General features: G+C 61.2%; 5 protein-coding genes. 4 read left to right on the forward strand and 1 reads right to left on the reverse strand.

Annotation, left to right across the window (positions count from 1 at the left end; all coding sequences use genetic code 11):
- Window positions 1-144: 144 nt before the first annotated feature.
- Both F3J44_RS09435 and F3J44_RS09440 read left to right on the forward strand, forming a co-directional pair.
- Window positions 145-9,024 carry a neuraminidase-like domain-containing protein gene (locus tag F3J44_RS09435; RefSeq protein WP_167271903.1) on the forward strand — a complete coding sequence of 2,960 codons (8,880 nt, stop codon included), beginning with the start codon at window positions 145-147 and terminating at the stop codon, window positions 9,022-9,024.
- 30 nt (window positions 9,025-9,054) lie between these two features.
- On the forward strand, window positions 9,055-9,273 hold the full coding sequence (locus tag F3J44_RS09440) for a hypothetical protein (protein WP_167271905.1): 219 nt from the start codon (window positions 9,055-9,057) through the stop codon (window positions 9,271-9,273).
- 69 nt (window positions 9,274-9,342) lie between these two features.
- Here F3J44_RS09440 and F3J44_RS09445 read toward each other — a convergent pair whose 3' ends face one another.
- On the reverse strand, window positions 9,343-11,010 hold the full coding sequence (locus tag F3J44_RS09445) for an AMP-binding protein (protein WP_167271908.1): 1,668 nt from the start codon (window positions 11,008-11,010) through the stop codon (window positions 9,343-9,345).
- Window positions 11,011-11,226: 216 nt separating this feature from the next.
- Between F3J44_RS09445 and F3J44_RS09450 the strand changes: the two genes are divergently transcribed.
- Both F3J44_RS09450 and F3J44_RS09455 read left to right on the forward strand, forming a co-directional pair.
- Entirely contained in the window at window positions 11,227-12,390 is a 1,164-nt protein-coding gene (locus tag F3J44_RS09450) for an isovaleryl-CoA dehydrogenase (RefSeq protein WP_167068180.1), read from the forward strand.
- A 19-nt stretch (window positions 12,391-12,409) separates the two neighbouring features.
- On the forward strand, window positions 12,410-14,017 hold the full coding sequence (locus F3J44_RS09455) for a carboxyl transferase domain-containing protein (protein ID WP_167271910.1): 1,608 nt from the start codon (window positions 12,410-12,412) through the stop codon (window positions 14,015-14,017).
- The last annotated feature ends 3 nt before the right edge of the window (window positions 14,018-14,020 follow it).

Consider the following 14,020-nt stretch of genomic DNA (forward strand, 5'->3'; position numbering starts at 1 on the left):
TTCTGAGCAAAACGCCCCCGCTCAAGCATAGCCTACCTGACATTTTTGCCAGCTGTGCGACTGCGGCTTGAGGCGTAGCGTGTAGACACCTACATTGCGCCCCGGCGTCACCGGGGCTGGTCTGCTCGACTCAGGAAGCCTGCGATGAACGACCTCACGTCTCCAAACACTGATCACTCCCCCGCCGCGCGCCCAGATGCTGCCACCTACATGACGCTGTTCAGCGACGACAAGACCCGCTGCGCGCCCGGCGCCCTGATGGCCAACAACAGCCGCCTGGCCTACCTGGTTCACCTCAAGGAGCTGATTCAGGCATTCGAAGTGCGGGCCGATGTCAGTGCACCGATCACCTTGCTGACCCGGCGCCCCGACCTGCTGGCGCTGAAGCTCGATGAGCGCAATGCACGCAAAGTCTTGCCCAAGGTGCGCATGGTGGTGGGACTGCTGGAGAGCCGGGCCCAGGAGGCCGTGCCCGCCAGGCAATCGTTGCAACTGGCCGTGGCCAATGGGGCGTATCAGGCCAATGTGCCGTTCCATCCTGCGTGGGAAGCCGCCAAGGCCACGCTGGCGGCGAAACAGCTGCCGCTGTGGGACCTGCTCAGCGCTGCCCACAAGGGCCACCCGCTGTTCGCCTTCGACAACCTGACCCTCGCCGCCCAACGCTCGGCCATCACCCTTTGCAGCGGCTTCTCACCGCAACTGCACACCTTGCTGCTACAGGCGGACGACAGCAGCCCCGCACTGGCCGATGTCGACACCACACGCACACTGGCCAAGGCGCTGGGGGTGACACGCCGGGAGCTACGCCAGCTACTGGCCGTGAACGCAGTTGGCGTGCAGGGGACCTCGGTAACGCGAAGCATCAACGTCCCCTCGGCCGCTGCGCCGTCGAGCAAGGTGCATGGCGCGGCGTTCATCAACAATGCCGGTCCCCCCCTGTACCTCACCGAGTCAGGCTCGGCGCAAGCACCAGGGAAAAAGAACGTGCGTATCACGGGCCTCACCCAAGCCCACATCGGCCGCCTGTCACGCATGCTGCGCCTGCAGCGGGCACTGGGCCTGAACGCCGCCGAAACCGACGGCCTGGTCATGGCCGCCCTGCGCGCGCAGGGCCAGGCCGCGGACTACCAGCTGACCGAGCATACCCTGCGGGCGCTGGGCCTGTTCCGGCATCTGCAGCTCAAGTACAAGGTTACCCCTTGGCAGTACGCCGCCTTCCTCAATGAAATTTCCCCCTACGCCACCCACCGCAACGTGGCGTTCTACGACAAGCTGTTCGCGCCAGCCAGCGGTGACGACAGTGCACCTGCACTGCCTGCCCTGAGCTTGGATGACACGCATTTCGACCACACGGCCACCAGCGGCGCCGACGCCTTGACCGTCAAACAGCTCGCGCTGGCATTGAAGGTGGACGTCGCCTTCGTGCGGGGCATCCTGGGCTGGGTGATCGAGGCCCAGGGGCTGAGCAAACCCAAGCGCTCACTGGCCGTGGTGTCGGCGTGCTACCGCATCGTCGCCCTCACCCGCCTGTTCGGTACGCCAACAGCCGATGGCCTGGTGCTGCTTGGGCTGTTGATGCAAGACCAACCGGCCTACCGCAAACAACTGGCGGGCGAACCCAGCTTGTTGGGTGAAACCGGCAAGGCGGATATCGTCGATGTGCTTGCCGGCGTGGCCCAGGCCATGGAGTGGCTGCAGCAACAGAAACTCAACGCCGTACAACTGGCCATGGTGGTGAATACCAACGTGTCGTATGCCATGCCCCAATGGGAACTGGCGTTCAAGGCCGATGTGCTCATTCACCCGGGCAAAACCGACCTCGCGCCCAAACCGACCACGGAAGTGGAAAACCCAGCAGTGCAAGCCAACCTTGAAGGGCTCCACCAGGCACTGAGCCAAGCCCTGGCGTTGGAAAGCGCGCAGCATGCAGCCCACCTGCTGAATTGGGCCGAGGTCGATCCGCTGATGCTTGCCACCCAAATCGACACCATTCGCCAGGCCTGCCAGCCAACCGACACGGCCCTGAGCCACTTTACCGACAGCGATCATGCGTTGTGGACCAAGCTGCAGCGCTACGCCTACGCGGTGAAAATCTTCAAACTCAGCGCCGAAACGCTCAGGCTGATCAGCGTGCACCCTGCCTGGTTTGGCTTGAATGGCAGAGGCAAAGCCAGGTATCGAGCGCTCGACCTCACGGTCACCTATCAACTGAGCCGCTACCAGTCGCTGTTGGCCAGCGTAGTTTCCGGCACCCACGAACATGCACTGGTAAACGACACGGCCAGCCTCGAAACAGCCGCCGATGAAGCCGCCATCGCCGCCCATGAACAGGAGCGCTGGTCCACCCTTGAGCGCGTACTGGGCCAACCCCAGGGCACCTTCGCAGCCCTGGCCAGCATGCCCGCCCCGAATACGCTAAGGGGCATGGATCAATTGCTGCGTATGTTGCAGTTGGCCAGTAAACACAATCTGGCCTTGGACACGTTGCTCGACCTGGGCAAATTGCCCAACGCCAAGGCCAATGACTACGCCCTGTTTGAGCAAGCCGCCGTGGCGCTGCGCAAACACTGCTCGGGCAAACAGCGCCAGGCGCTGGATGAACAACTGAGCGTTGCCTGGCGTGATGCGTTGCTGCAATGGATGATCGTCAAGTGGGTACCCAGGGACGCTGCCCGCCACTGGATCACCAGCCCACAGGCCCTGGCCGACTACTTGCTGATCGACCTGCAGGTATCCCATGAACCGCTCACGACGCGAACGCTGTCGGCCACCGCCAGCCTGCAGCGTTACCTGCATCAGATTCACTCGCGCCTGGAAAACGGCTACCGCAGCACCGCCATCAGCGAAGCGCAACGGGAGGATTGGGAAAACTTCAGCAGCAGTTACGAGCGCTGGAAGCTGCGCAAGGATGCGCACAACGAGCCGCAGAACTTCATCGACCCCACCCGCCGCCAGCGCAAGACCACAGCGTTCAAGGACCTGGAAACCCTGCTCGCCCAGGGCAAATGCACGGCGGATGAAATCCAGATCGCCATGCTGGGCTACCTGAGCACCTTCGAGAAGCTGAGCAATATCCAACCGATTTCGGCGTATGCCGACGGCACCTCCCCGTTGACCGATACCTACCATTTCATCGGCAAGACCAACGTCGAGCCTGTGGAGTATTACTGGCGCACGCTCGACATGTCGCAACGGGCCCCGGATGGGGCGCCGAGCATGCTGGCGTGGGGGGAATGGGAGAAGATCACGTTGATGCTGAGCGGGGAGATGGTGGTGACCCCGCTGCCCAAAGCCCCTGCCGATGCCACTGCAACGGAAAAGGCACTGTTGGACGATGACCTTCGCACGCACATCGAGTTGGTACGGCCGGTGATGATTGCGGGGCGGCGCTATGTGGTTTGGGTAGAGCGGGACAACACGGCGATTCCCATGGGGGCGGATAACAAACCCAGTGACTTTTACCCCTTGCGGGTGTGCCTCGCGTTCCAGCAGACCGATGGGGCGTGGAGCCCGGCCAATACGCTGATTGAGTTGGATGGGCATGATGAGCAGGGAGCGTTCGATACGACACTGCCGGGCGTCAGAAATGGCAAGCCAACAGGAAATGCATTTCTAAAAACCCGCAACTTCATGCCCGTGTTGATGGTGATGGTCAACAACCATGGCGATCGCCTGGACGATCCGTGGCTCACGGTCGTTCTGGCCGATCCGAGCCTTATCAAGGGTGAGAGCGGTTCGCCGCAGCGCAACGAGAATTACTTCAGCGTCACAAAAGATCTTCTCCTGTTAGAAAACAAGGTATTGGACACCGAAAACAAGCGCGAGCGCCCACTGGAAAGAAAGCTGATTTCGAACTGGATCGGCTTTTTCCACGACCCTCGGGTCGTACAGCATCCCTACGTGGGAGCGGTTGTCGAACTCGAACCGGCAACCACCGGATCAATACCCTTCGCCTGGGACGCCGACGCAACGGTTGAAAAACTCAACACGCAGTATGACCTCGTTTCCAGAGGCGACATAAAGCCACACGCTTCTTTTTCGATGGGTACAAGTGACATCCAGTTCACACTCGACATGGATGGTGTTTGGAAAACACGCGGAGGCTGGGACACTGGAGAAATAATGCTGGCATCCCCAGGGGGAGAAGCGCATTTTTGCGTTAGCCTCCGCGGGGACGAAATAACGAGTTCTACAAAAGATTCAATTCTCATCAAATTTAGCGACCTGACCCGGACCGAACTCGAGGAAAAATATTACCTAATAACATACCAAACGAAGCTCCTCCACGCGGAAGACAAAAAAATCTCCCATAAGGCTCTTATCATTTCCGCAAAACCTGAAACATATAGAGCCGGCACAAAAAACGAAACCAATACGCAGAAAAAACCGCGACAATTAATTGCTTACAAATCGACTGGCCCTTACAGTGACCAGTTTTCGCTAGACATAGAAAGCACCTCCCAATTCCTAGCACTTAAAAAATCAACTCTTTCAATTGATTACACAATCACCTTCGACATATCAACACCCGCCGAAAACATCAGTAAGCAGCGAACAATAGAGGTAATAGATCGAAAAAAACCAGCCACTGCCCAGCTAACGACTCGCCTGACTGTCAAAGCACCTGAGCAACAAAACCCAACATGGACGCTGTCGAGCAAAGAATCTGCCCTGCTTGAAACACCTGAACTGGCGAACCTGAAGGCCCTCAAAGACAAGGACCTTTTCGCCTTCCAGCAGCTAAAATCCGCACTCCTTAAAGTTCGATACCTTTCGGCTGAAACGTACCGAGAGATCTTCCCCCTTTCGGATGCCGAAGGCACTGACGAACCCGTTGCGACCACCACTGCCTTCAGGAAAGCGAACACAGCGCATGATGCCGATGCCCAAGAGGCGATCATCAGGCATGAAAAAGCACTTCTGGACACAGAAAATGTCAACGCTGCCGGTGATAGTACGTTGCTGGACGCCATCCTGCGCCTGCAGCACCATCAACCAGATGCCTTACGCAAAATTCTGCTGTACATCGACCCCACTCACACCTTGGTCTATGAAGACCAACTGAGCACCAATGGCCACGGAAAGGTCATCTTTCAACACCCGTTCAACCCGGACATCAGCCAATACACCTTTACATTGGCCGTGGAGCACCGGTTACCAACAGGTATCGAACCGCTCGGTTCGGCCACCCTGGCCTACACCGTAGTGGACAAGAAGGACGACGCCGTTCCAAGTGTTCAGATCAGGCGTAACGAAGTTCAGGCCCTGTACCTGGATTTCACGGAAGCCAACGCCAAACCATTCCCAGGGAAAACAGTGCCGACCCCATGCGTTCGGCTCAACACCCTCTTCGGCAAACAACTCGTTGCAATGGCGGCACAATCGGTCAGCCAGGCACTTTCCTGGGAAGCCCAACACCTGCCCGAACCGCGCCTGCAGCCGAGCAGTGCAGCCGCCAAGGTGGACTTCCACAGCGCCAACGGCCTGTACTTCTGGGAACTGTTCTTCCATGTCCCGTTCCTGGTCAGCTGGCTGCAGCGCCAGAACCGGGAATACGCCCAGGCCTGGCGCTGGTGTACCCGCTACCTGTTCGACCCCTACCGCACCTGGGTTCCCGAAGGCAACCACCCGCCGCTGTTCTGGCTCACGCTGCCGCTGTTGAGCCGAGCCGTGTTTGCGGCCCCTGGAGAAGCGAACGACCCCGATCTGCTGGCCTACGCTAACCCCGAACGCTACCGCAAGGCCATGCACCTGTTCGTGGTGGAGAACTGGCAACGCCAAGGCGACGACCAGTACCGCCTGCTGACCCTGGACTCGCTGGTAGAGGCCACATTGTGCTACGACAAAGCCCTGCGCCTGATCGGCCTGCTGCCCGAAGACCTTTCCAGCGCCCCGGCGCAAGCACCGGCCTTGGCCGATGCAGGCACCGGCGATTTCACCCCGCCGCTGAACAACACGCTGATAGAACTGCGCAACCTGTTGCGTAACCGCCAGTTCAACCTACGTCACGGCCTGACCCTGGATGGCAAGCCCGCCGCGATCATGCTCGACCCGTCCGTGCTCGACCAGCTCGCTCAAGGTTCAGTGGGTGTCGGCCAGGACCTGCGCAGTGCCGCCCAGGTTGCCCGGGTAGTACCGCCCTGCCATTACGAAGAGGTGCGCGAATGTGCCGGGGAAGCCGTGCTGCAATTGATCGAACTGGGGCAATCGCAGCTGCGCTTCTATGATACCGAGGCGTCGCTGACGCTGGCATTGGCCAGCAAGACCCACATCATCAACGTGCTGAAATTCCCGTGCCGCCTGCAGGAACAAGCGCTGGAACTGGCCAAGCGTGAGCGCGACACGGTCTTGATGAGCCAGCAGATGGCGCAGAACAAGCAAGCCTATTACCAAGGGCTGGTGGACGAAGGGATAACCGACCTGGAAACCGCCGCCATGGCCCTGGGTGGCCTCGCCCAAAGCTTTTACGCAGCGTCGATTCCCTTCAACGCGGTTGCCAGTGGCGTGGCCAACATCCCCACGGTGTTCGGCCTTGCATTCGGTAACGCCAACCCCAGCCAAGGCCTGGCCAGGGTGGGGACGACCTTCGAAGCACTGGGCAAGGTCATGGAGCTGGTGGGTGACGACCTGCGCGTGCGCGCCGAATACCAATTGCGTGCGCAGCAATGGCAGCATGAAGCCGACCAGGCCGCCTTTGAGCTGAAGATCATCGACAAGCAACTGCGCGAGCGCGATATCTGCATACACGCCGCGACCATCGCCCTGGAGGAAGCGCGTGCCAAGTTGCGATGCCACGAGGCGGAATACGAAATCATGACGTCGGTGTTCACCAGCCAACCGACCTACCTATGGCTGATCGGGCGCATGGCAGAGATCTACAGCAGCGCCTACGATGCCACCCTCTCGTTGTGCCTGATGGCCGAGGCCTGCCTGCAGTACGAGCTGGGCGATTTCAACAGCACCTGGATCAAGACCGACGGCTGGCTCGACAACTGGCGCGGCATGCTGGCCGGTGAAGCGCTGGAGCGCGACCTGATGCTGATGGACCTCGCTGCCGTGCGCGACAACCATCGGCCACTGGATATCCACGCCGACCTCTCGCTGGTGAATGACCTGGGCTGGAGCAAGGAACAGCTGCAGGCACAACTGGCAGCGGACGTGATTCATTTCGAACTGGCGCCGCAGCACTTCGACACGCTGTTCCCCGGCCATTACCTGCGCCGGATCGAGCGCATCTGGCTGACGTTCAATGTCGCCAAGGGCGGCACCTCGAAGTCACTGTCGGCCATGCTCTACCAAACCGCCAACCGGGTGCTGCTCACCGACGATCTTGAAGGCGCCAAGCACCTTTATGCCGGTACTCAGGGCAATGCGAGCAACGTTTTGCGGGACCTGCGCCCCAACCAAAGCGTGGCCATCTGGGCACTCAAGGAAGTAAACCGCAACTTCGACCTGCAACCCTCGATCCCCGACAAGTCGCGCTACCAGCCCTTCGAGGGTACAGGGCTGCTTTCCAGCTGGAAAATCGAGTTCCCCAGCGGCGCGAAGCATACCGCCAGCTTGTTCGACGGTGAAACCTGCAAGCTCGAAGACATTACCGTGCATGTCATCTACTCGGCGCTAGAGGGCTCAAGCAGCTTCCGCGAAGGCGTAAAAGCCTTGCTGCAACCAGGCGCTGGCAGCAGTGAGGAAGCCCCGGCCGTAACCGACAACCCACCTGCGGCTATCGGCAAAGCGGACGATGCCATTGCCAGTGCCAGGGAAGCCGAAGGGTTGGCCAACGAAGCACGCGATGCCGCCGTAGCCGATGCCACTGCCCCGATATTGAATGTGCCTGAGGCTGCAGATGAGAAAGCCAAGGCGATAAAAGCCCTCGCCGATGCGCAGGCTGCTGCCAAAGCCGCTAAAACAGCCCGAGAGAAAACCGAGGCTGCAGCAACCGCCGGCAAGGTGGACGAAGCCAACGCCGAAGCGGCCAAGGCACACACAGCCAAGGCGCAGGCGCTCAAGGCGGCCGGCGAGGTCGCCGATGCCCGCAAGGCTGCGCAAGCCTTGGACGACCAACGAAGGGCCACCGCCCTGTCCAAGGCCGGCAAGGCTCAGCAAGACGCCATTGCCTCACGCGATGCCGCGCAGGCCGCTGCCAACGACAAGGCGCTGAAAGCCCCTGCTGCCGCTGCCGAGCTGAAAACGGCCAATGATGCACTGACACAAGCCCAGCTTGCCGCCAGTGAGGCGCAGAGCGCGCGCGAGCACGCAGAAGCAGCCCCTGACACAGAGACGACGGTTGCTGAAGCCGAGAAAGCGGCCCTGGCCGCCGAAAAAGCCGCCCAGGCTGCCGAAAAAGCCAAGGCTGCCTTGGCGAGTGTCGAGATCAAAAACAATGTGACGACGAAGGTGTCCATGAGTGACTTGCTGAGCGACATTCAAAGCAGTAAGTCGGACGCTGTCATGCTCGCGCAGATAGAGCGGATTGATAAAAAATATGCGGCAACCGATGACTTCGAGGTCCAGCGTGCGCTGATGCATGCCAAGGTATATGCCTTGCTCTGGCGTGTGCACTTGGCAACTCAGGCGAAGGATGCAAGTACCAAGGAAGGACGGGCGCTGATCGAAGAGGCTATCAAATTTGCCGACAGGAAGAGTCTTGAGACGTGTTCAATTGGCAAGGCCCATTATGCGATATCCGGTGCCAGTGCGGTGCAGGCAGTGTCCGCTAAAATCAATCATGAAACCACCCAAAATAGTGACATCCAGCGGGCAATCGACTCATTCGACCGCTGCCGACAACACGCGAATAGTTTGGCCTACCTTAAAGGCAAACTAAACAAAGCTGTAACCTTAACTTACAAAACGATGTCACACCCCGAGCCGCACATCCAAGGAACCCTTACGCTCGTCGATGAGCGAGCGATGATTTTCCAATTGGACAATAAAGATAAAGACTATTACATCCATGTACTCACGACAGAAGAAACAGATATAACAACCATCACCCCCGACTGGTCAGCCTTGAAACTTTAGCATCACTTCACCCACAAAGAGGAAATGGCAATGTCCAACGAAGAAAGACTCAAAACATTTTTCCGCGAGCATTATGCCGAGGTAGATGAGATCAGCGACACGACCCCTGTCACAGAGATCACTCACGGGGATAAACACCTCGGTGTTCACCTCAAGGATACCTTCGGCACGCAACCGAGTATCAAGGAAGAGCAGGACTTCGACACGTTCGAAGACGTTCTGAAGTGGTTGAACGGCCTGGATAGCTGATGCCGAGGATGGCGTATTTGAACCTGGCGGCCCTGCCTCGCGTTCCTCCCGGCAAGGCCGCTTCCTTCGTCAGCTCAACTCCGCCACGCTGATCTCACGCATGCGGAATTTCTGCACCTTGCCGGTCACCGTCATTGGAAACTCTTCAACGAAGCGAAAATGCCGCGGCACCTTGAAGTGCGCGATGCGTGCCTTGCACCAACCCTGCAGTTCCTCGACCGTGAGGCTGTGGCCAGGGTGCAACTTGATCCAGGCGACGATCTCCTCACCGTACCGGCTGCAAGGAATACCGATTACCTGCGCATCGGCCACCGCCGGGTGGGTATGGAAGAACTCTTCCAGTTCACGCGGGTAGATGTTCTCGCCGCCACGAATGATCATGTCCTTGTTACGCCCGACGATGCGCACATGGCCGTGCTCGTCCATTACCGCCAGGTCGCCGGAATGCATCCACCCTGCCGGGTCGATGGCCTCGGCGGTGGCCTGGGGGTTGTCCCAGTAGCCAAGCATCACGCTGTAGCCGCGGGTGCACAATTCACCGATTTGGCCGCGGGGGACGATACAGCCGTCGGCATCCACCAACTTGCTCTCCAACTGCGGCTGGGTGCGGCCGACGGTGGTCACGCGCAGTTCCAGTTCGTCGTCCGGGCCGGTTTGCAGCGACACCGGGCTGGTTTCGGTCATGCCGTAGGCGATTTGCACCTGGGCCATGTGCAGCTGGTCGATCACCCGGCGCATCACCTCGATCGGGCAGGTGGCGCCTGCCATGATGCCGCTGCGCAGGCTCGACAGGTTCAGCGTGGTGCGTGAAGGGTGGTCGAGCATGGCGATGAACATGGTCGGCACCCCATACAGGATGCTGGCGCGCTCCTCGGCCACGGCGCGCAGGGTGAGTTCGGCGTCGAAGGCATCGTTGGGGTAGACCATGGTGCTGCCATGGGTGATGCAGCCCAGGTTGGCCATCACCATGCCGAAGCAGTGGTACAGCGGCACCGGAATCACCATGCGGTCGCGCTCGCTGAGGCCCAGGCTTTCGCCCACCATGAAACCGTTGTTGAGGATGTTGTAGTGGCTGAGCGTGGCGCCCTTGGGTGCGCCGGTGGTGCCGGAGGTGTACTGGATGTTCACCGGCTGGTCGAACTGCAGGCTGTGCTGGCGCGCGGCGTAGGCCTCGGGCGGGGTCTGCCCTGCCCGCTCGGCCAGCGTCTGCCAGGGCAGGAACCCCGCCGGTGGGCTGGCGGCCAGGCTAATCACGCCGCGCAAGGCTGGCAGGCCTTCGCTGGCCAGCTGGCCGGGGGGCGTGAGCGCAAGCTCAGGCAGCAGTGCCTGCACCATGGCGTGGTAGTCAGACGTTTTGAAGGCATCGGCGCACACCAGCCAGCGGCAGCCAGACTGGCGTAGTACGTATTCCAGTTCCCCCACACGGTAAGCCGGGTTGATGTTGACCAGAATCGCGCCAACCTTGGCGCTGGCCAGCTGCAAGATGCACCACTGGGCGCAGTTGGGCGCCCAGATACCGACCCGGTCGCCGGTGTTCACGCCCAGGGCCATCAGGGCGCGGGCGTGCAGGTCGACCTGTTCGGCCAGTTGCCGCCAGCTGTAGCGCAGGCCCTGGTGGCGCACCACCAGCGCCTCGCCGTCGGCGCAGCGGGCCACGGTGGCGTCGAAGGCCTGGCCGATGGTCAGGGTCAGCAGCGGTTGGTCCTGGCGGCCGCGGGTGTAGCTTGGTTGACTCATGGGTGTCCCTTCTTGTGGTTGTTCTGGGCACGGCTGATGCGAGCGGAGAATACTCTGGCGCAGATTTACGTTTACGTAAAGGTGATGAGCCGATTGACAGTGGTGGGATGCAGGTTTACGTTAACGTAAAGGTGATGAACAACACCCCCCAGGATCCGGAGCCGGATCCTTGAGCTACGGTGTTACCCAAACTTCAAGAACAACAAGGTGCCCCGCATGCATTACCCCACCCTGAACTTCGCCTTGGGCGAAACCATCGACATGCTCCGTGACCAGGTGCGCACCTTCGTCGCCGCCGAACTGGCCCCACGCGCCCAGCAGATCGACCACGACAACCTGTTCCCCGCCGACATGTGGCGCAAATTCGGCGACATGGGCCTGCTGGGCATCACCGTGCCCGAGGAATACGGCGGCGCCGGCCTGGGCTACCTGGCCCACGTGGTGGCGATGGAAGAAATCAGCCGCGGCTCGGCCTCGGTGGCCCTGTCCTACGGCGCCCATTCCAACCTCTGCGTGAACCAGATCAACCGCAACGGCAGCCCTGCGCAGAAGCAGAAATACCTGCCCAAGTTGGTCAGCGGCGAGCACATCGGCGCCCTGGCCATGAGCGAACCCAACGCCGGTTCCGACGTGGTGTCGATGAAGCTGCGGGCGGAAAAACGCGGCGACCGCTACGTGCTCAACGGCAGCAAGACCTGGATCACCAATGGCCCCGACGCCAATACCTACGTGATCTACGCCAAAACCGACCTGGACAAGGGCGCCCACGGTATCACCGCGTTCATCGTCGAACGTGACTGGAAAGGCTTCAGCCGCAGCAACAAGTTCGACAAGCTGGGCATGCGCGGCTCCAACACCTGCGAGCTGTTCTTCGACGGTGTGGAAGTGCCGGAGGAAAACATCCTCGGCCAGCTCAACGGCGGTGTACGGGTGCTGATGAGCGGCCTGGACTACGAGCGCGTGGTGCTGTCCGGTGGCCCCACCGGCATCATGCAAAGCTGCATGGACCTGGTGGTGCCCTACATCCACGACCGCAAGCAGTTCGGCCAGAGCATTGGCGAGTTCCAGCTGATTCAGGGCAAGATCGCCGACATGTACACCCAGCTCAACGCCAGCCGCGCCTACCTGTACGCCGTGGCCCAGGCCTGCGACCGTGGCGAAACCACGCGCAAGGACGCCGCCGGGGTGATTCTGTACACCGCCGAGCGCGCCACGCAAATGGCCCTGGAGGCGATCCAGATTCTCGGTGGCAACGGCTACATCAACGAATTCCCGGCCGGCCGCCTGCTGCGCGATGCCAAGCTGTACGAGATCGGTGCCGGCACCAGCGAAATCCGCCGGATGCTGATTGGCCGCGAACTGTTCAACGAAACCCGCTGAGCACAAGGGACAGGCGCACATGGCTACCTTGCACACCCAGATCAACCCGCGTTCGGCGGAGTTCGCCAGCAACAGCGCGGCCATGCTCGAACAGGTCCAGGCCCTGCGCGGCCTGCTTGCCCAGGTGGCCCAGGGCGGCGGGCCCAAGGCCCAGGAACGGCACACCTCACGCGGCAAGCTGCTACCACGCGAACGCATCGACCGCCTGCTCGACCCGGGCTCGCCATTTCTGGAGATCGGCCAGCTGGCCGCCCATGAGGTGTACGGCGAGGACGTGCCCGCCGCCGGCGTGATCGCCGGCATTGGCCGCATCGAAGGCGTGGAATGCATGATCGTGGCCAACGACGCCACGGTCAAAGGCGGCTCCTACTACCCGCTGACGGTGAAGAAACACCTGCGGGCGCAAACCATCGCCCTGCAGAACCGCCTGCCGTGCATCTATTTGGTGGACTCCGGCGGCGCCAACCTGCCGCGCCAGGACGAAGTGTTCCCCGACCGCGAGCACTTCGGGCGCATCTTCTTCAACCAAGCCAACATGAGCGCCCTGGGCATCCCGCAAATTGCCGTGGTGATGGGCTCGTGCACCGCTGGCGGGGCCTATGTGCCGGCCATGGCCGACGAGGCGATCATGGTGCGCCAACAGGCCACCATCTTCCTCGCCGGCCCCCCGCTGGTAAAAGCCGCCACCGGTGAAGTGGTCAGCGCCGAGGACCTGGGCGGCGCCGACGTGCACTGCCGCACCAGCGGCGTGGCCGACCACTACGCCGACAACGACGAACACGCCCTGGCCCTGGCCCGGCGCAGCGTTGCCAACCTCAACTGGCACAAGCTTGGCAAGCTGCAATGCCAGGCCCCGGTGGCGCCGCTGTACCCTGCCGATGAGCTGTACGGCGTGGTGCCGGCCGATGCCAAGCAGCCGTTCGACGTGCGCGAAGTGATCGCGCGGCTGGTCGACGGCTCGCAATTCGATGAGTTCAAGGCCTTGTTCGGCACCACCTTGGTGTGCGGCTTCGCCCACCTGCACGGTTACCCGGTGGCGATCCTGGCCAACAACGGCATCCTGTTCGCCGAAGCTGCGCAAAAAGGCGCGCATTTCATCGAGCTGGCCTGCCAGCGCGGCATCCCGCTGCTGTTCCTGCAGAACATCACCGGCTTCATGGTTGGCAAAAAGTACGAAGAAGGCGGCATCGCCAAGCACGGCGCCAAGCTGGTAACCGCCGTGGCCTGCGCCCAGGTGCCGAAATTCACGGTCATCATCGGCGGCAGCTTCGGCGCCGGCAACTACGGCATGTGCGGCCGTGCCTACGACCCGCGCCTGTTGTGGATGTGGCCCAACGCCCGTATCGGCGTGATGGGCGCCGAGCAGGCCGCCGGGGTGCTGGCCCAGGTCAAGCGCGAGCAAAGCGAGCGCAGTGGCCAGGCCTTCAGTGCCGAGGACGAGGCCCGGCTCAAGCAGCCGATTCTCGACCAGTACGAGCACCAGGGCCACCCCTACTACTCCAGTGCGCGGCTGTGGGACGACGGCGTCATTGACCCGGCGCAAACCCGTGACGTGCTTGGCCTGGCGCTGTCGGCGGCGTTGAATGCGCCGATCGAACAGAGCCGCTTCGGCATTTTCCGGATGTGACCC

Origin of the sequence: Pantoea sp. Tr-811, assembly GCF_011752535.1 — a bacterium.
Lineage (GTDB): Bacteria > Pseudomonadota > Gammaproteobacteria > Pseudomonadales > Pseudomonadaceae > Aquipseudomonas.